At 75.0% G+C, this 19724-nt stretch carries 13 protein-coding genes; 4 read left to right on the top strand and 9 right to left on the bottom strand.

From position 1 onward, the window contains the following. Positions 1-18: 18 nt before the first annotated feature. From D7231_RS37705 to D7231_RS22745, 5 genes are all read right to left on the bottom strand, one after another. Positions 19-3834: an amino acid adenylation domain-containing protein gene (locus D7231_RS37705; RefSeq protein ID WP_241999864.1), complete on the bottom strand. Its 3816-nt coding sequence runs from the start codon at positions 3832-3834 to the stop codon at positions 19-21. A gap of 53 nt (positions 3835-3887) precedes the next feature. Beyond that, positions 3888-5069, bottom strand: a complete 1182-nt coding sequence (locus D7231_RS22730) for an acyl-CoA dehydrogenase family protein (protein WP_120757352.1) — start codon at positions 5067-5069, stop codon at positions 3888-3890. After that, positions 5066-8227, bottom strand: a complete 3162-nt coding sequence (locus D7231_RS22735; protein ID WP_120757353.1) for a non-ribosomal peptide synthetase — start codon at positions 8225-8227, stop codon at positions 5066-5068. The genes D7231_RS22730 and D7231_RS22735 overlap by 4 nt, the downstream gene beginning before the upstream one ends. Positions 8228-8358: 131 nt before the next feature. After that, positions 8359-9705, bottom strand: a complete 1347-nt coding sequence (locus tag D7231_RS22740; protein ID WP_120757354.1) for a condensation domain-containing protein — start codon at positions 9703-9705, stop codon at positions 8359-8361. A 300-nt stretch (positions 9706-10005) separates the two neighbouring features. Beyond that, the gene (locus D7231_RS22745) at positions 10006-11190 is read right to left on the bottom strand and encodes an MFS transporter (RefSeq protein ID WP_416385355.1); all 1185 of its coding nucleotides are present in this window, start codon (positions 11188-11190) and stop codon (positions 10006-10008) included. Positions 11191-11538: 348 nt separating this feature from the next. On the opposite strand from D7231_RS22745, the gene D7231_RS22750 reads away from it, so the two are divergent. The 3 genes from D7231_RS22750 to D7231_RS22760 all read left to right on the top strand — a co-directional run bounded on the left by D7231_RS22750 (position 11539) and on the right by D7231_RS22760 (position 13870). Beyond that, positions 11539-12228, top strand: a complete 690-nt coding sequence (locus D7231_RS22750; protein ID WP_120757356.1) for a ribonuclease H family protein — start codon at positions 11539-11541, stop codon at positions 12226-12228. 276 nt (positions 12229-12504) lie between these two features. Then, positions 12505-13152, top strand: a complete 648-nt coding sequence (locus D7231_RS22755) for a DUF4360 domain-containing protein (protein WP_120757357.1) — start codon at positions 12505-12507, stop codon at positions 13150-13152. 67 nt (positions 13153-13219) lie between these two features. Beyond that, positions 13220-13870 (top strand): DUF4360 domain-containing protein, encoded by a 651-nt coding sequence (locus D7231_RS22760; RefSeq protein WP_120757358.1) that lies wholly within the window; start codon positions 13220-13222, stop codon positions 13868-13870. 59 nt (positions 13871-13929) lie between these two features. Here the strand turns inward: D7231_RS22760 and D7231_RS22765 are convergent, their stop codons facing one another. From D7231_RS22765 to D7231_RS22780, 4 genes are all read right to left on the bottom strand, one after another. Next, a complete protein-coding gene (locus D7231_RS22765; protein WP_277875637.1) occupies positions 13930-14610 on the bottom strand; it encodes a response regulator in 681 nt (226 codons plus the stop codon). Next, positions 14607-15872 carry a sensor histidine kinase gene (locus D7231_RS22770; RefSeq protein WP_338419873.1) on the bottom strand — a complete coding sequence of 422 codons (1266 nt, stop codon included), beginning with the start codon at positions 15870-15872 and terminating at the stop codon, positions 14607-14609. Before D7231_RS22770 ends, D7231_RS22765 begins: the two co-directional genes overlap by 4 nt. Positions 15873-15939: 67 nt before the next feature. Further along, positions 15940-17142, bottom strand: a complete 1203-nt coding sequence (locus tag D7231_RS22775; protein ID WP_120757360.1) for an acyltransferase family protein — start codon at positions 17140-17142, stop codon at positions 15940-15942. A 172-nt stretch (positions 17143-17314) separates the two neighbouring features. Continuing rightward, complete coding sequence (locus tag D7231_RS22780; protein WP_120757361.1) at positions 17315-18325, bottom strand: TetR/AcrR family transcriptional regulator C-terminal domain-containing protein; 1011 nt, start codon at positions 18323-18325, stop codon at positions 17315-17317. A gap of 221 nt (positions 18326-18546) precedes the next feature. On the opposite strand from D7231_RS22780, the gene D7231_RS22785 reads away from it, so the two are divergent. Continuing rightward, positions 18547-19674 (top strand): FAD-dependent monooxygenase, encoded by a 1128-nt coding sequence (locus D7231_RS22785; RefSeq protein ID WP_120757362.1) that lies wholly within the window; start codon positions 18547-18549, stop codon positions 19672-19674. Positions 19675-19724 lie beyond the last annotated feature (50 nt).

The raw sequence follows: 19724 nt of genomic DNA on the forward strand, positions 1-19724 counted from the left end.
TCCCGCTCATCGTCCCGCTCACTCTCCCGCCCCGATCCGCTCGGCGTCCGGCTCCGCGCCGCACGTCTCCCCGCCGTACGCCTCCGCCAGCGCCTCCTCGACGAGGGCCGCCTGTCCCGCCACCGTGGGCGCCGCGAAGAACGCGGCCGGCGTCAGCTCCACGCCGAGGTCCTCGCGCAGGTCGTCCACGACGCCCAGCGCGAGCAGCGAATGCCCGCCCAGGGCCAGGAAGTCGGCGTCCGGGTCGCCGACCTCGCACTCCAGCGCCCGGCCCCAGGCGTCCGCGACCGCCCGCTGAAGCGGCGTCAGCTCACGGCGTACGGGCCCGGGCGCGCCCGCGGACCGCGGCGGACCGGGCACCGGCCGCGCCGCGAGGGCCCGGCGGTCCACCTTGCCGTTGCCCGTCAGCGGCAGCGCGCCGACCACGGACCACGTGTTGGGCAGCAGGTGCGCCGGCAGCCGGCCGGCCAGGTGGTCGCGAAGGGCCGCCACCGCGGGCTGCCCTTCGCCGTCGGGCACAACGAAAGCGACCAGGCGCGCGTCGTCCTCGCCGGCCCGTACGACGGTCACGGCGGCGTCCGCCACGCGCGGGTGGTCGCGCAGGGCGTGCTCGATCTCGCCCGGCTCGATCCGGAAGCCGCGGACCTTGACCTGGTCGTCCACGCGGCCGTGGAAGTCCAGCGTCCCGTCCGGGCGCGCCGACACGACGTCGCCCGTGCGGTACAGCCGCCCCGCCGAGGGGTGCGCGACGAAGCGCTCCGCCGTCAGGGCCTCCTGGCCGAGGTAGCCCGCCGCGAGGCGGGGGCCGCCGACCCACAGCTCACCGCGCGTGCCGGCGGGCACCGCCTGGCCGTGCTCGTCCAGGACGTGCGCCGTCGCCCCGGCCAAGGGGCGCCCGATCGGTGGCGGGGCGTCGCAGTCCGCGTCGTCCCGTACGCGGTGGGCCGTGGCGAACGACGTGGTCTCGGTCGGCCCGTAGCCGTTGACCAGTTCCAGCCACGGGTGGGCGCGCAGGACCGCGCGCGCGTGCCGCGCCGACAGGGCCTCACCGCCCACGATCACCGAGCGCAGTACGGAGAAGACCTGCGAGCGGCGCGCCGCCAAGTGGTGGAAGAGCGCCGTCGTCAGGAACGCCACGGTGGCACCCAGCCGCTCCACGTCCCGCGCCAGGCTCTCCAGCGACTGCCGTCCCCCGGTGGAGACGGCCGCGGCCGCGCCGTTGGCCAGGGCCACCCACAGCTCGAACGGCGAGCCGTCGAAGGTCAGCGCCGAGTGGAACAGCACCCGGTCCCGCGGGGTGACCGTCAGGAAGTCCGGGTCGGCGGTCAGCCCCGCGATGCCGCGGTGGGTGATCGCCACGCCCTTGGGGCGGCCGGTCGAGCCGGAGGTGTACATCACGTACGCCGTCGCGCCGGGGTCGTAGGCGGGCGGCTCCGGTAAGTCGCCCTCGGCGGTGTCGGGTCCGCAGCATCCGGCGAGCCCGCCCGCGGTCAGGGCGAGCGTGCGGACGGCCGGTATGCCCGCGGCTTCGAGCAGGTCCTTCTCGCCGACGACGAGGGAGACGCCGGCGTCGGCGAGCATCGCCTCGGTACGGGTGCGCGGGTACGCGGCGTCCAGCGGTACGTAGTGGCCGCCGGCCCACCAGACGGCCGCCTTCGCGACGACGACGCCCACCGAATGCGGCAGCAGCAGCCCCACCGGCGTGCCGCGTCCGACACCGCGGGCTTGCAGGGCGCCCGCCAGCCGGCGGGCGGCGGCGGCCAGTTCCCCGTAGGTGAGGGTGAGTTCGCCGTCGGTCACGGCGAGGGCCGAGGGGTCCGCGGCGGCGTGCGCGAGGATGCGGCCCAGGACGCCTCCGGGGGCGGCGGGAACAGCGGTGTGGTCAGCGGCGCTTGCCGCTTTCGGCGCGCCCGCCGTCGCCGCCGCGCCGTCCTCCCGCCGGGAGTCCACCAGCGCCGCCAAGCCGCGCAGGTCCGGCTGGCGCAGGAGCTGGGGTGCCCGGAGACGGACTCCGAAGCGTTCCTCCAGCGCGGTCAGCAGCCGGGCCGCCGTCAGGGAATCGCCGCCCGAGGCGAGGAAGTTGTCGCCGGGGCCGGTCTCGGGGCGGCCGAGGAGGCCGCGGCACAGCTCCACGACGATCCGCTCCGTGTCCGTGTCCGTACCCGCGCCCGTACCTGCTCCCGAAGCCGCCGCGGCACCCGCACCCGCCCCCGCTCCCGCCGCCGCAGAGCCGGGCGCAGCCGCCAGCAGTCCCGCCCGGTCCACCTTGCCGTTGGCGTCCAGCGGGAACGTCTCCACGTAGCGCAGCGCCGACGGCACCGCCTGCTCGGGCAGCCGGCCGCGCACCGCCTCCAGCAGCTCCGCCGCCGGCACGGCGCCCGCGTCCGGTGCGAGCCGGACGAACGCGATCAGCCGGACGTCGCCCCCGGCGGAGGACTCCGCCGCGACGACGGCCCGCAGGACGCGCGGGTCGTCCTCGAACGCGGCCTCCGTCTCGGCCGGCTCGATGCGCGCGCCGCGCACCTTCACCTGGCCGTCCAGGCGGCCGAGGAACTCCAGGACGCCGTCCGTCCGCATCCGCACCCGGTCCCCGGTGCGGTACACGCGCCCGGTGCTACCGGTCAGCTCCGGGGGCGGGGCGACGAAGCGGCGGGCGGTGAGGGCCTCGTCCAGGTAGCCGGTCGCGAGGCCCGCGCCGCCGATCCGCAGCTCGCCCGGCTCGCCGCGCGGCACGACGTGCCCGCCGGGGCCGGTGACGCACACGACGGTGCCGTCGGCGGGCGTGCCGATCGGCGGGGGAGTGCCGGGCGCGTCGCCGCCGGAGCCGGTGAGACCGTGGGCGGTCGCCACGACGGCGGCCTCGGCCGGCCCGTACGCGTTGTCCACGCGGGCGGTGACGTCCGGCCCGGGCCGGCGGCGCAGCCGGTCGCCGCCGATGCTGAGGTGACGCAGCGCCGGAAGGTCCGGCCAGGGGCGTTCGAGGACGATCTCGGCCAGGGGCGTGGGCAGGATGGCCACGCTCACGCCCGCCCGCCGCCACCACGCGGTGAGGACCTCGGGATCCCAGCGCACGTCGTCCGGGGGGACGGCGAGGGCCGCGCCGGAGGTCAGGGCGGCCCACAGCTCCAGGACGTGCGGGTCGAAGGAGACGCCGACGAGCAGGCTGTGCCGGTCGCCGGGGCGGGCGGCGGTGCGCGCCGCGTACCAGCGCAGCCGGGCGGCGAGCGCGGTGCCCGGCACCGCGACGGCCTTGGGCACGCCGGTCGAGCCGGACGTGAGCACCGCGTAGAACGTGCCGCCGGGAACGGCGGGCCGTCCGGCGCCCGGGGCGGCGGCGGGGAACGCCGCGACGGCCCCGCCGCGCGCGTTGGCGCCCTCGGCGGGCAGCGGCAGCGGCAGCCGCTCGGCACCCGCGTACGCCTCGGGCAGCGCGTCCGGCGCGCCGATCAGGCAGGCGACGCGCAGCCCGTCCGCCACCGCGGCCAGCCGCCGCTCGCCGGGGCGCGGCCCGAGCGGGAGGTAGACGGCGCCGAGCCGGGCCACGGCGACGGCCGTGGCGACGAGAGCGGCGGAGCGGTCCAGGCAGACGGCGACGAGGTCGCCGGGCCGCACCCGGTCGCGCAGCGCGTCGGCCGTCCGGCCGGCGAGGGCGTCCAGTTCGGCGTAGGTCCAGGCCAGTTCGCCGTCCTCGACGGCGGGCGCGTCCGGGGACGCGGAGACGTGGTGCGTGTACCGGGCCAGGACGTCGTCCCAGCCGTCCGCGGTGGCGGTGCCGCCGTAAGCGATGGACAGGTCCGCGGCAACTGATGAAGCGGCAACAGATGAAGAAGTCATGGTTCCTCCGTGATCACGTAGGAAGGAGAAAGGGGAAGAAGCAGCGGGCGCGGTCAGCCCAGCCCCATGGCCCGGGCGACGATCACCTTCTGGATCTCGGAGGTCCCCTCGATGATCGTCATCATCCGGACGTACCGGTAAAGGAATTCCAGGGGATGCCCGCGCACCCACCCCGTCGCCCCGTGCACCTGAAGCGCCCGGTCCACGACGCGGACCGCGGTCTCGGACGACGTCAGCTTGGCGAGCGCCGCGTTCTCCGGGGCCTCCACGCCGTCGTCCACCAGCCGCGCGCACGCCAGCGTCAGCAGCTTGGCCGCCTCCACCTCCGCCCGGCTGCTGACCAGGTGCTCCTGCACGTGCTGGTACGCGCCGATGCGCTCCCCGAACGCCTTCCGTTCACGCGCGTACGCGACCCCGAGCTCCAGCGCGTACTCGGCGATGCCGTTGCACATCGCCGCCACCACGAGCCGGCCCCGCGAGAGGCTGTCGATGCCGTTGCCGAGCGCCGCGCCCACGCCCGCCTCGCCGCCGATGACGGCGCCGGCGGGCAGTCGCACCTCGTCCAGTACGAGCTCGTACAACTCCTCGCCGGACATGCCCTCGTAGCGCTGGCCGATGCGCAGCCGCGGCACGTCCATGCCCATGACGAACGCCGTCGGGCCGCCGTCCTTGCCGTCGCCGTCCACCGCCCGGGCCACGACGATGACGAAGTCGGCGTGCCCGGCGTTGCTCACGAACGTCTTGCGCCCCGACAGCACCCAGTCGCCGCCGTCCGCGTCCCGCCGGGCGGTCGTGGTGAGGTGTAAGGCGTCCGACCCGGCGTTCGGCTCGGTCAGCGCGAGGCAGCGCGTCGCCTCGCCCCGTACGAGCGGCTTCAGGTACTGCTCGATCTGCTGCTCCGTGCCCTGGCGCAGCAGCGGGCTCGGGCCGTCCGACCCGGCGAGCGCGTACGGGGCCAGCGGGCAGCCGCTGCGCCCGGCGGCGTGGTGCAGCATGACCACGGCGCTGAACGGCATGCCGGAGCCGCCGAGCTCCTCGGGGTGGTCGCCGGAGTAGAAGCCCAGCTTGGCCGAGCGGCGGCGGACGTACGCGCGGAGCTCGGCCGGCGGCATGCCCCCGTCCTCGGGGAGCTCGGCGGCCAGCGGCACCAGCTCCCGGTGGACGAACGCCGTGAAGGCGGCGGCGATTTCGCGGTGCTCGGCTTCCAGCACGGATGAAGGGGTCGTGGTGCTCATCGGGCGGTCTCCGTCAGGGCGCGGGCCTGGTCGGCGAGGACGGGGTGCTGGAAGAGGACGCGCAGCGGCGGGCGCGCGCCGAGCCGGGGCTCCAGCCACGCGGCGAGGTGCGCGGCGAGCAGGGAGTGTCCGCCGACCTGGAAGAAGTGGGACGACGGCGAGAACCGGTCGTGCCCCAGCACCTCCCGCCAGCCCTCGGCCAGCAGGGCGACGGCCGGGTCGGCGCTCTCCTCCTCCTGCTGGAGGGGCGCCGCGTCGCCCGCCGCCACCGCTTCGGCGGCGAGCCGGGCCAGCGCGGCGCGGTCCGGCTTGCCGCCGGGCAGTGCCGGCATTGCAGCCGGCCGGAGCCAGCGCGCGGGGACGAGCGCAGCGGGCAGCCGCTCGGACAGTGCCTTGTGCAGCAGGGCCTGGTCCGGCTCCTCGCCGCCGTCGACGAAGCCGGTCAGGCAGGGGCCGCCGGCCGCGTCGTGGCCGAGGACGACCGCGCACGAGCGCCCGCCGAGCACCTCGGACGCCACGGCCTCGATCTCCTCCGGCTCGATGCGGTAGCCGCGCAGCTTGACCTGGTTGTCCCGGCGGCCGAGGAACCACAGCAGGCCGTCGCGGTCCCGGTAGCCGAGGTCGCCGGTCAGGTAGACGCGCGCCCCGCCCAGCGCGGGCACGGCGACGAACCGGGCCGCGGTCGCCGCCGCGGCCTCTTCGCCGCCGAGATAGCCGTCGGCGAGCGCCGCGCCCGAGACGGCGAGTTCGCCGACCGCGCCCACGGGCAGCGGGTGCAGACCCGCGTCCAGGACGTGGACCCCGATCCCCGGCAGCGCGGTCCCCAGCGGCACCTCGCCGCCCTGACCACTGCTTTCGGTCCCCTCGCGGATCACCTCGTGGACCGTGGAGGTGATGGTCGCCTCGGTCACCCCGTACGCGTTGAGAACCCTCGCGTCCGTCGCGGCCAGGACGTCCCGCAGGGCGGCGGCCGGCAGCCGCTCGCCGCCGGCGACCAGCAGCCGCGGCTCCCACATCCCGTCGCGGAGGGCCTCGCACAGCTCCTCCCGTACGGCCAGGAGGTAACTCGTGGGCAGGTTGGCGACGGTGACGCGGCGGGCCGCCAGGACGGCGATCAGCTCGGCCGCCGTCGGCACCTCCCGCTGCGGCACCACCAGGCACGCGCCGGCCAGCAGCGACGGCAGCACCTCCTCCAGCGCCACGTCGAACGAGGGCTGGGCGAACAGCAGCGCCCTGTCGTCGGAGCGCATCCCGAACCGCCCGGCGACGGCCGTCATGTGGTGGGCGAGCGCGGCGCGGCCGACGGCCACCGCCTTGGGCAGCCCAGTCGAACCGGACGTGTGGATGACGTACGCGGCACCGTCGAGGCGCGCGGCCGGTGCCGCGGCGGGGAAGGGCCCGTCGGCGCCGAGCAGCGCGACCGGCGCGGGCAGGCCCTCCGCGGGCAGCGCCAGGGCGCTCTCGCGGTCCGCCAGGACCAGGGCCGGGGCCAGCCGGAGCAGCAGCGTCTCCAGGCGGCTCGCCGGGTCGTTGGGCGACAGCGGGCAGTAGACCGCGCCCGTGCGCAGGCACGCGAGCAGCGTCACGACGGTGTCCACGCCGCGCGGCAGGACCGCCGCGACCGGCTGACCGGCGGTGACGCCCGCCGCGCGCAGCCGCGCGGCCAGCTCCTCGACGAGCCGGCCGAGTTCGCCGTAGGTGACCTTCCGGGCGCCGCTGACGAGAGCGGGGAGGGCGGGGTCGTGACGGGTGACGGGGTCGAGGACGGCGTCGGGGGCGTCCGCGGCCCCGGACTCCGGTGCCTGCGCCGTCCCATGAGCCTGCTGTGCGCCGAGCGCCGCGAGAGGCGCCGCCGGATCCTCCAGATAAGCCCGTACGAGGCCGAGGAAACGGTTCGCCAGCAGCCGGGCGGCGTCCTCGTCGAACAGGTCCCGGTCGTAGTCCCAGACCAGCGTCATGCCGGCCGGGCCGCGCCGCGGGCCGACCGTGCGCCGGTCGTCCGGGAGCAGCACCAGGTCGAGGTCGAAGCGCGTGGTGCCGGTGTTGAAGCCCTCGAACAGCGCCACCTCCAGGCCCGGCACCTCGATCTCCGGCAGCGCCGCGTCGTGCGCGCTGAACATGACGCTGAACAGCGGGTTGTCCGCGCCGGACGTGTGCAGGCCCAGCTCGCGGGTGAGGACCTGCACCGGGACGTCCTGGTGCGGCAGCGCGCGGATGAGGCTGTCGGTGACCTCGTCCACCGTCTCGTCCGCACCGGCCGCCGGGTCGAGGCGCAGCCGCAGCGGGATCGTGTTGACGAACATGCCGGTGGCCGACTCGAAGCCCTCGGGGCGGTTGCCGACCGCGGTGCCGACGACGAGGTCGGCGCGCCCGCTGTGACGGCGCAGCAGCTCGGCGAAGAGCGCGAGGAGCGTGGAGAACGGCGTGTGGCCCTGGGTGCGGCTGTGGGCGCGCAGACGCTCGGCGAGCTCCGCGTCCACAGCCTGGCGCAGCTGCCCGCCCGCGTGCCGGCGCCGCGCCCCGGGCCGGGCGAGGCCGGGCAGCGGCAGGCCGAACGCCGCGTCGCCCAGCTCGCGCCGCCAGTACGCCAGGCCCGCCGCGCGCCGCGCCTCCCGCTCGGGGCTGCCGGCGGCCTCGATGTGATCGGTGTACGAGGCGGCGGGCGGCAGCACCTCCCGCTCGCCGAGCACGCGCGCCCGGTAGACGGTGAACACGTCGTTCAGCAGGATCGCGAACGAGTGCCCGTCGTGGACGAGGTGGTGCTCGACGTGAACGAGCCGGTGGTGGTCCGGGCCGAGCCGGACGAGGCTCCAGCGCAGCAGCGGCGCCTCGTACACGTCGAGGGGCGTCTCGGCCTCGGTGCGCAGCAGCGCGGCGAACGCCGCCTCCGGGTCCGCCTCGCCGCCGAGGTCGGCCGTCCGCAGCCGGGGCGCGCACTGCTCGCGCACGCGCTGGCCGGGCAGGCCGCCGGGGGAGTCGACGAGTTCGAGGCGCAGGCCGGGGTGCCGGCCGAGCGCGGCCGCCAGGCCCTCGCGGAGCGCGTCCTCGTCGAGGGTGCCCCGCAGGTCCACGGTGGCGGTGAAGTTGTAGGCGCGACTGCCGGGCAGCATCTGCTCGTGCAGCCAGACGATCTCCTGGGATGTGGAGAGTCCGAACATGGCCAGCCTTTCGGGTTCTGGTTCGGTGGTTCACGGGCCGGGCGGCCGGGTGGGCCGGTGCGGCCGGTGGGGGCGCCCCGCAGGCCGCGCGCCGGTCGGGCGGCGCGGCACGGGGCCGGTGTGCGGGGGAGTCAGCCCGCGGGAGCGGGGTGCACCGCCGGGGGCGCGGTCCGCGGGCCCAGCGCGCCGGTCAGGCGGTCGAAGGCCTCTTCCGCGCGGTGGTCCGGTACGGCCGACCGGTCCCAGGCCATGCGGACGAGCAGATCGGTGCCGTACGAGACGGAGACGGCGAACGGGGCCTGGACGGGGCGGCCGTCGACGTGGGTCTCGTGCCCCGTGGCGCCGCCGAGCCGCAGCGGCGGGCGGCGGCCGAGGTCCTCGAAGGTGAGGAGGCCGCCGAGCCGCCCGGACCAGGGCGCCCCGGCCCGCCTCGCCGCGTGGACGACCTCGTCGAACGGGGTGTCGGCGCGGTCGAGGTCGTCCCACCAGGCGGCGGCCCGACCCGCCGGGTCGCCGGCGTCCGCCGGGTGGGCGACCGTGTTGAGGAAGCAGCCGAGGACCGGGGCCGCGGCGGGCGGCCGCCCGCCCCACGGGTAGCCCAGCACCGGCACGGAGCCCGGGCCGTGGACCGTACGGGCGGCCGCCGCGCAGGCGTCCAGGAGGACGGGGAAGGCCGTGGCCCGCCCGCCGTCCGAGCCGATGGGGATCCGGCGCAGAGCCGTACCTGTACCGGAGTTTGGCGAAACGTCAGTCGTAGCAGGGCTGTTGCCGCGTATGCCGGACAGGCGCTGCGCCCAGTACGCGAGGGCGTCCGGGTGCGACGCACGCTCCTCGGCGGCGAGTTGCAGGTGGACGGCGTCGCGGTACGCGGCGAGGCCGTCGGCCGCCGCGTCCGCCGGTACGTCCCGGGGGCCGAGCCCGTCGCGGTAGGCGTCGGTGAGGCCGGCGGTGATCAGGCCCAGCGACTGCTCGTCGCAGGCGGCGTGGTCCAGGACCAGCGCGAGGAGGTCACGGTCGCCGCCGCCGGCTGTGCCGGCTGCATCGGTGGCGTCGGTTGCTTCGGTGGCGAGGAAGAACCGCAGCGGCGGCCCGTCGGCGGACCACTCGCTCAAGGTCCGCAGGAGGGCGTCGCGCGCCGTCTCGCCGGGGCGGGGCCGGACGCGCTCGACGTGCCCGGCGGGTGCGCCGGGCACTTGCAGCGGCACCCCGCGCAGCACCAGCTGCCGCGCCCGTAACGCCGGGTGCAGGGCGGCGAGACGGCCCGCGGCCGCCCGCAGCCGGTCCGGGTCGACCGACCCCGCGGGGAACGCGAAGAACAGCGGCACGAGCGTGGGCCGCCCCGCGGGGTCGAGCCGCCGGGCGAGCAGGAACCGGCGCTGGGCACCCGTGACGGGCAGGGCGCTGTCCTGGGCACCGGCGCCGTCGGTGAGGTGCCGGTAGCGGGCGAGGTAGGACGAAGTGATGTTGCCGGGTTGCACGATGACCTCCCGTGCGGGTGGGTAGTTGTCGTTGCTGTTGCCGTACGACGGCGGAGTTCTGGTGCCTGGCCCGAGTCGTACGGGGCGGCGCCTTCGGCCGGTCGGGGCGTGCGTACAGCGGGAGGCCGCTCGATGGGGCGGGGCCGGCGGATGCACCCCGAGCCGGCCGGGCCCCGCCCCGCCGCCGGGCGCGTCCTTCGCCTCGCCTGCGCGACCACTGCGGTGGTTCCCGGCGCTCCCCGGCCGACGTCAGGCGCCGGCCCGAGGACAAGGTTCCCGGCGGTCGGCGACCGCGCCCCGTCAGCCCGTGGCCGCCTGCGCGGCCGGCAGGTCGCGCAGGCCGCGCAGCGGGGACGCCAGGAGCGGCACCGGCACCAGCAGGATCCCCGCGGCGCACACCCACACCGCCGTACGGGCCCCGGCCGCCTCCGCGACCGCCCCGCCCGCCAGCGCGCCGAGCGGCATCGTGCCCCACATCGTGAAGCGCAGCGTGGCGTTCATGCGGCCCAGCAGCTCGTCCGGGCAGAGCAGTTGGCGGAAGCTGACCTGGGCGACGTTGTAGACGACGGCGCCGAAGAAGACGACCGCGGACGCGAGGGCGAACCAGGCGGCGGACGCGCCCCGCCCGGACAGCGGCCACAGCAGCGCGAACGGGCCGGTGACCACCGTCGACAGCCAGATCACTCTCGCCTGGCCGACGGCGCGTGCGAGCGTTCCCGCGCACAGCGCACCGGCCAGGCCGCCGACGGCCGCGGCGGACATCATCAGGCCCATGACGCCCGGCGGCAGCTCCAGTACGCGCACCAGGAACACCGTCTGGACCGCCATGAGCATCGCGGTGAAGAAGTTCGCGAGCGCCGTGGCGCAGGCGATCATGCGCAGGACGGGGTGCCGGAAGACGAAGGCGAGCCCTTCCGCGACCTGGGCGCGCAGCGGCACGCCCGGCGCGGGGGCGGGCTCCGGCTCGCGGGCCCGTATGCCGCGCAGGAAGACGGCGGACAGCAGGTAGCCGAGCGCGTCGGCGAGCAGGGCGAAGGGCGCCCCGAGGAGCTGCACCAGGGCGCCGCCCAGCCCGGGGCCCGCCACCTGGGCGGACGAACGGGCGGTCTCCAGGGCGCCGTTGCCCGGGACCAGCTGCTCGCGGGGGAGCAGGGACGGCAGGTAGCTCTGGTGCGCGATGTCGAAGAAGACGGTGGCCACGCCGGTGACCAGGGCGACCGCGTAGAGCTGCGCCATGGTGAGCGCTCCGGCCCAGGCGGCGAGCGGCAGGGTGGCCATCGCCGCGGCCCGGACGACGTCGGCGCGGATGAGGACCGGCAGCCGGCGCATCCGGTCCAGCCACGCCCCGGCCGGCAGGCCGACCAGCAGGAACGCCGCGGTCTCGGCGGCCGTCAGCAGGCCGGCCTCCAGGGGGGAGGCGTCGAGCACGACCACGGCGACCAGCGGCAGCGCCACCACGGTCACCTGAGCGCCGATCTGGCTCACGGCGGCACCGGTCAGAAGTAGACGGAAGTCCCCATTCCGTAAGATGCCACCGCCATGAGTCTTCATTGACAACATTTGGCAGACATTTGGGCATGACGTGGCCCTCAGTCAAAAATGACGGGCATTTTCGGTCATTACCATTCTCAATATGGACAACTCCCGTCGGCCGTCCGGTGAACCGCCGATGCCTGTGATCTGAACGGCACTCGCTGTGACCTGCGGCGGCCCGGCCGGGCGCCCGGCGGGCACGGCACGGGGGGCTCCGCGGGGCTCACAGGACGAATGTCCGGTATTCGGTGTCCGCACACCGCAGAACGGCGCCCTCCGGATCCCTGGCATCATCGAGGGATGTCTGAACTGATCATCGCCGCCTGTGACGGGGCTTCGAAGGGCAACCCGGGGCCCGCCGCCTGGGCCTGGGTCGTCGCCGACGCGACGGGCGCGCCCGAGCGCTGGGAGGCCGGCCCGCTGGGCAGGGCGACCAACAACATCGCGGAGCTGACCGCCCTGGAGCAGCTCCTGGAGGCCACGGACCCGGCCGTTCCGATGCAGGTGCGGATGGACTCGCAGTACGCGATGAACGCCGTGACCAAGTGGCTGCCCGGCTGGAAGCGCAACGGATGGAAGACCTCGTCCGGTTCGCCGGTCGCCAACCGCGAGCTCGTCATCCGCATCGACGAGCTCCTCGCGGGCCGCTCCGTCGAGTTCCGCTACGTGCCGGCCCACCAGGAGAACGGCGATCCGCTGAACGCGATCGCCGACCAGGCGGCCAGTGACGCGGCGGTGCAGCAGCAGGCGGCGGGCACCGCGCACGGGGCCGAGAGCCTGCCGGTGCCGGCGCCGCGCGAGCCCTCGGCGGCCCGGCGCACCGGGCCGCCGAAGAACCGCAAGCCGCGCTCTTCCGGGGCGGCCGGCGCGCCGACGATCAAGGCGAAGTTCGCGGGCCGCTGCCCGTGCGGGCAGTCCTACGCGGCCGGCGAGAAGATCTCCAAGAGTGAGCGCGGCTGGGGACACCCCGCCTGCGCCGCCACCGCGTAACCCCTCGCGTCCCGCGCAGGCCGCTATCGCCGCCGCCGCGGCGGACCGGCCGCGCCGGCGGTACGCCCGCCGCGGCTTCCGGGAGATCGGCCGCGTGCACGTCTTCGAGCGCGCGTAGGTGCGAGCCCGGTGGTGCGCGTGGGTCTGCCCGGGTTCCCGGGGCGACCCGGGCGCACCGCCGGGGTGGCTCAACCTGACCTATACATGTCCCCCGCCCGGTGGTGGCATGGGCCGCGCGCACCGCATCCCCGTGCACGGCAAGGGAAGGGGAATCCCATGTTCAGACCGGTGTTGACCGCCGGCGCGGCAGTGGCCCTGGTGGCCGCCGCGTCCTTCGCACCGTCGTCCGCATCGTCGGAGGGGGTGCCTCCGCCGGACAGGGTCGTCATCGACGTCGTGGCGGTCAACGGCTCGGGCTGCCCCGCGGGGACCGCCGCCGTGGCCGTGGCCCCCGACAACACGGCCTTCACGGTGACCTACAGCAAGTACCTCGCCCAGGTGGGCGTCGGCGCCAGGCCGACCGACTTCCGCAAGAACTGCCAGCTCGGCCTGAACGTCCACGTCCCGCAGGGCTTCACGTACGCCGTCGCCCAGGCGGACTACCGGGGCTTCGCGCACCTGGAGAGCGGCGCCACCGGCATGGAGCGGGCCAGCTACTACTTCCAGGGCATGTCCCAGACGACCTCCGTGAGCCACCGCTTCGCGGGCCCGGTCAGCGACGACTGGGAGACGACGGACGTGACGGGCGCAGCCGACGTCGTCTACGCCCCCTGCGGCACGCAGCGCATCCTCAACGTCAACACCGAGCTCCGCGTGGGCTCCGGCAGCTCCGACCCGGCGACGACCACCAGCTTCATGACCATGGACTCGACCGACGGCAGCGTCAGCACGGTCTACCACTTCTCGTGGAAGGAATGTCCCTGACCGCTGACCGGCCGCCGCCGGCGGCCCGCGTCCGTCCGTGGAACCCGAAGCAGGGGGAGGTACCACCATGTTGGGACCGGTGGCGATCGGCTGGGCCGCCGTAGCAATGCTCGCCGCTCCGGTGGCACCGTCACCGGCCTCCCCGTACGGGGAGCCTCCGCCCGACCGGATCGTGATCGACGTCGTGGCGGTCAACGGCTCGGGCTGTCCCGCCGGGACGGCGAACGTAACGGTCTCTCCGGACAATACGGCGTTTACTATGACATACAGCGCATATTCCGCGCAGGTGGGCGTCGGCGCGAAGCCGACCGACTTCCGCAAGAACTGCCAGCTCAGCCTGAACGTCCACGTCCCGCAGGGCTTCACCTACGCGGTCGCCAGCGCGGACTACCGGGGCTTCGCCCACCTGGAGAAGGGCGCCACCGGCCTGGAGCGGGCCAACTACTACTTCCAGGGCATGCAGCAGACCACGTACGTGAACCACCACTTCACCGGACCGCTCCACGACAACTGGCAGGCGTCCGACACCACCGACATCGACGCACTGGTCTACGCCCCCTGCGGGGCGATCCGCTACTTCAACATCAACACGGAACTGCGCGTGGACGCCGGCACGTCGGACCCCACGCGCACCACCAGCTTCGTGGCGATGGACTCGACGGACGGCAGCATCAACACGCTCTACCACTTCGCCTGGAAGCAGTGTCCTCGCGGATGAACGGCCGGTCGCCGATGACGGACCGGTCGCGGACGACCGGTCGCGGATGACGCGCGGCCTCAGCAGCTCGCCGGCCGGACCAGCCCCGTCTCGTACGCGAAGACCGCGGCCTGCGTCCGGTCGCGCAGGCCCAGCTTGACCAGGATCCGGCTCACGTGGGTCTTCACGGTCTGCTCGGCCAGGAAGAGCCGGCCGGCGATCTCCGCGTTCGACAGGCCCTGCGCGACCAGGGACAGCACCTCCGTCTCGCGCTCGGTCAGGCTCCCCACCCGCGCCTTGAGCGGCGCGCGCGGGGCGCTCGTCATCCGGGAGAACTCGGAGATCAGCCGCTTGGTGATGCTCGGCGAGAGCAGCGCGTCGCCGGCCGCCACCACCCGCACCGCCTGCGCGAGGTCCGCCGCCGAGGCGTCCTTGAGCAGGAACCCCGACGCGCCCGCGCGCAGCGCCTCGTACACGTACTCGTCGAGGTCGAACGTGGTCAGGACGAGGACCTTGGCGGTCGCGTCCGGCGCGCCGGTGATCCGGCGGGTCGCCTCGATGCCGCCGAGCTCCGGCATGCGGATGTCCATCAGGACGACGTCGGGCGCCAGCGCGGCGGCCTGGGCGACGGCGTCGAGGCCGTCCACGGCCTGGCCCACCACCTCGATCCCGGGCTCGGCGCCGAGCAGCACCGTGAAGCCCTGGCGGACCATCACCTGGTCGTCGGCTATCAGGACGCGGATGTCGCGGTCGGTCTTCACGGAGTGTCCTCGGCAGGGTCGACGGGAAGGACGGCGGTCACGTCGTAACCGCCGCTCGGGGTGGGGCCCACGGCCAGGTCGCCGCCCAGCATCGAGGCCCGCTCGCGCATGCCCAGCAGCCCGTGCCCGGCACCCCTCGGCGGCGGAACGGGCCCGTCCGGGGCGGAGTTGACGACCCGTACGGTCAGGCTGTCCGCCCCGTACCCGATCCCCACCTCCACCGACGCCCCGGGCGCGTGCCGCATCGCGTTGCTGAGCGCCTCCTGGACGATGCGGAACGCGGACAGCTCCACGCCCGGCGGCAGCGCGCGCCGCACCCCCGTGACCGAGACGGCGACGTCCGGACCGGCCGCACGGACCTTGCCGACCAGTTCGTCAAGCCGGTCGAGCGTGGGCTGCGGCGCGTGCCGCACCCCGTCGGCCCGGGCGTCCTCCGCGCGCAGCACGCCCAGGACCCGCCGCAGCTCCGCCAGGGCCTCCACGGCGTTCTCACGGATGCCCGCGAGGTTCTCCCGCAGCTCCGGCGTCGGATCCGCCACGAGGTGCGGGGCGACCTGCGCCTGAATGGAGATCACCGACATGTGGTGGGCGACGACGTCGTGCAGCTCGCGGGCGATCCGGTTGCGCTCCTCCAGCAGCGTGCGCCGGGCCCGCTCCTCCGCGGTGAGCACCTCCTGCTCGACCAGCCGCTCCTTGGCCGTCCGGCTGCTGCGCCGCGCGGCGCCGATCACCACCGCGATGACGAAGGCCATGGCGCCCCGGCTGACGACCTGGTTGTGCTCCTGCGTCGCCAGGAGCGTGTCCGCCATGCCCGACAGGACGGTGATGCCCAGCGCCACGACCGCGCTCTGCGGGCGGACGCGCAGCGCGAGGAGGAACAGCACGAGGGCGTGCAGGCTGATTCCGGCCACGTTCCAGGGCCACACCCTGCCGTGGTCGATCGTGTCCTCACCGATCAGCGCGGAGGCGGAGAGCAGGGCCGTCGACAGCCACCAGGCGGGCACCGGGCGCACCATGGCGAGGAGGACGACCGCCGTCTGGAGCACGATGACCAGCAGCCCGAGCTCCGTGTCCGCTCCGAACCTGCCGCGCTGGGCCTCGTTGGCGTTGAGCAGGCCCAGGAGCGCCGCGAGCAGGGCCAGGTGGAGGTGCGGCAGCCGGCCCAGGTACTGCCCGCGCGGCATCGGGTCGCGGGCCACCGACCAGAGGTCCTCGGCAACGGAGCGCGGGCCTTCCGCCCATGCCCTCCGCAGCGCTCTCAACAGTCGTCTTCCCACGTGCTTTCCGCCCCCCGTACGCTCTGCGCCTTCGGCGCTCAAAAGATCCATTCTAGTGACGGCGCGCCGCCGCGACCGGCGCCGGCCGGTGCTCCCGCACGACCAGCGAACGCCCCCGGCCCCGGGGACGCCCGTGCTCGAAGCGGCGGAACAGCGCCCAGAACCCGAGCAGCGCCGCACCGAAGACCGGCAGCCACGCGAGGCGCGCGACGATCCAGAGGGGGCCGCCGGGGGCGGTGTGCAGGCCCGGCAGGTGCGCGCCCGTGAGCAGTCCGGCCATGGTCACGGCCATCATCGAGGTCTGGTGCCAGAGGAAGACCGTCATGGCGAAGAGGTTCACCACGGCCACCGCCGCCCAGGCCGCCGGGCGCCGCAGCACCCGCCGCAGCGGGCCGAGCAGCAGGAGCGCCGCGCCGCACTGGGCGAGGCCGAACGCGACGGCCGCGAGCGTCGGCGGGCTGAGGTTGGAGACCGCCGCGCCGGGCACGCCGACCATCGAGGCCGGATAGCCGGCGAACACGACGAGCAGCGCGGCGGAGAGCGCACCGCCGGCCAGCAGTGCCCAGCCGGTCCTGCGGCTCTGCAGCCGGCCCTGTGCCCAGGCCGCGCCCAGGCAGTACGGGACCAGCCAGCCCGCCGCCACGTTCGCCCAGCCCAGCCAGGCGGGACCGCCCGGGCCGAACCGGACCAGGTCGACCAGCGCGACCGCGGCGAGCGGCCACCAGGGCCGTACCTTCGCGGCCAGGGGAGTCATGGCTGTCAGCGCGCCGAACACCAGCAGGAACCACAGCGGCGAGTACGCCAGGCTGACCAGCGTCCGCACGGTCCGCGGCGCCACTCCCGACGCGAGCAGCACGCCCGTCACGGCGGCCCAGACGGCCAGCAACGCGGCGACCGGCCGGAACAGCCGCTTCAGCCGGGCGCCGAGCCACTGCCCGTAGGTGGTGCCCCGGGCCCGCGCCGAGGCGTAGCCCTTGGCGCCCACCAGCCCGCCCACCAGGAAGAAGACGGCCAGGGTCTGGAACACCCAGGACACCGGGGCGAGCCCGGGCACGTAGGCGAGCGGGCTCGTGCTGTGCACCACGCCCCCGTCCGCGACCAGGGCCGTCACCAGCCAGTGGCCGAGCACCACGCCGAGCACGGCGAAGGCCCGGAGGGCGTCGACGGCCCGGTCCCGGCCGGGCGGGGTGGCGAGCAGGATGCGCTGCGCGAGGCCGTTGCCGCGGCGCGCGGGGTCGAGCGTGCTGGACGCCATGGGGTCGGGCCTTCCGTGCCGGAGATGAGTGGTGCTTCGCTTCCAGCACGGAAGCTATGGAGGAGACGCCGTGGTCGGCGTCGTACGGGGGAGCCCTCTGCGGGGTAGCTCTGAAGTACTACGGGTAGGGGGTGCGCGGGCGCCGGGCGGTCCGCGGAGCCGCGCCGGGCCGTCACCGGCCCGGGTCCGCGCCCCCGATCCGCAGGGCCAGGCCGTCCAGCATCGACGTCAGGCCGAGCTCGAAGACCTCGTCGAGGCGCAGGTCGTAGCCGTTGCCGGCGTCGAACGACCCGGTCACCTCGGCGAAGACGGGGTAGCGGCCGGAGGTGGTGAGGGCGTCGAACGCCGCGGCCTGGGCGTCCATCCACTGCTCGCCGGAGAGCCCGGTGTCCCCCGCGGCCTGCTTCTCCCGCTCCAGGTGCACCGCGGTGCCCTGGACGTAGCTGTAGAGCAGCACGTTCACGTCGAGCATCATCGCCGGGGCCAGGCCGAGGCCGCGGAGGGCGGTGAGCATCCACTCGGAGTAGGCGATCAGGTGCGGCAGGGCCATGGGGCGGGTGAGGGGGCCGAGGTGTGCGAGCCAGGGGTGTGCGCGGTGCACCGCCCACAGCGCGCGGGCCCCTGCTTCGAGGCGCCGCCGCCAGTCCGCAGGGGCGTCCGCGGGGTAGGACAGCTCCGCGAACGCGGCGTCCGCCATGAGGCACACCAGGTCGTCCTTGCTGTTCACGTACCGGTACGGGGACATGGCCGCGACGCCGAGCCGGCCGGCGATCCCGCGCATGGACAGGGCGGACAGCCCCTCGGAGTCGGCGACGGCGATGGCCGCGCGGACGATGCGGTCACGGGTCAGCTCGTGGTCGGCGGCCCCGGCTGCGCTCCCGCCCGCTTCGGCGAAAGCGGCTGAGGCTGTGGCTGAGGCCGGCTTCGGTTCCGACTCCGGCGCCGCCCGGTCGTCCCCCTCCGCTCCCGCGACCACGGTCCCCACGCGCGGCCGGGCCCGTACGAGCCCCTCCTGGCGCAGGGTCGTCAGCACCTTGGTGGCCGTGGCGAGCGCGACGTTCCACTCCTGGGCGATCTGCCGGGTGGACGGGACGCGGTCGCCGGGCGCGAGCTCGCCGCCGGCGATGCGCTCGCGCAGTTCGGCGGCGATGCGCAGATACGGCGGGACCGATTTTCCGGTCAAGGGACGGCCTCCTCTTTCTTGTACTAGTACACAGGCTAGCAGGGGAGATGCGGGTGCCAGGGCCCTCTGTACTAGTTCACGACTACTAAAAGCCTGGGAAATGGGCGCTTGGCAAGCGTGCGCGTACGCCGTACATTCAGTTCTGCGTACACCGTACAGACCGGCGTACAGGCCACACGTTCAGGCCGCACGCACAGACCCGCTCAGCGAAGGTGATCCCCATGCAGAACGTCCTCGTCTCCGGTGCCGGCGTCGCCGGGCTCACGCTCGCCTACTGGCTCCGCCGCAACGGCTTCGCCGCGACCGTCGTCGAGCGGGCCCCCGCCGTCCGCCCCGGCGGCCAGGCGATCGACGTCCGCGGCGCCGCCCTCGGCGTCCTCGACCGGTCCGGGATCCTCGACGAGGCCCGCGCCGCCCGCACCCGCCTGCGCGGCATGGCCATGCTCGACGGCGAAGGCAACGAGACGTGGCGCTCCACCGAGATGACCATGAGCGGCGGCCGCCTGGACAGCCCGGACATCGAGCTGCTGCGCGAGGATCTCACCGCACTGATGCACCGTCAGGCTATGGGCGCCGGCGTGGAGTTCGTCTACGACGACTCCGTCACCACGCTCGACGACGGGCCGGACGGCGTACGGGTGGGCTTCGAGCGGAGCCCGGAGCGGACGTTCGACCTCGTCGTGGGGGCCGACGGCCTGCACTCGAAGGTGCGGCGGCTGGCCTTCGGCCCCGAAGAGGACTACGTCCGCCACCTCGGCGCCTACCTGACCGTCTTCAGCGCGCCCAACTTCCTCGGCCTCGACGACTGGGAGATCTGGCTCAACCACGAGTCCGCCGCCGGCGCCGCGACCTACTGCGTCTACCCCGTGCGCGACAACAGCGAGATCAGGATCACCCTCGGCTTCAAGGCCGGCCCGCTCGCCTACGACCACCGCGACACCGGGGAGCAGAAGGCCCTCATGGCCGAGCGGCTGGCACACGTGGGCTGGGAGACGCCGCGGCTGCTCCGGGCCATGCGCGAGGCCCCCGACTTCTACTTCGACCAGATGGCCCAGATCCGCATGGACCGCTGGACCGGCGGCAGGACGGCCCTGGTCGGCGACGCCGGCTACTGCCCCTCGCCGCTCTCCGGGCAGGGCACGAGCCTGGCGCTCGTCGGCGCCTACGTACTGGCCGGCGAGCTCGGCAAGCGGGACGGCGGCGGGCACGCCGCCGCGTTCGCCCGCTACGAGACCCGCATGCGCCCGTACGTCGCCCTCAACCAGGCCATCGCGCACGAGAACGCCTCCGGCAACCCCTCGGAGGAGTCGATGGAGAAGGCGAAGAACGGCATCGCGCTCGACGGCTGACCCGCCGGCCTCCGGTGCGACCCCGGCGTCACCCCCCCGCACCGGCCCCG

The organism is Streptomyces klenkii (assembly GCF_003626645.1).
In the GTDB taxonomy this organism is placed as follows: domain Bacteria; phylum Actinomycetota; class Actinomycetes; order Streptomycetales; family Streptomycetaceae; genus Streptomyces; species Streptomyces klenkii.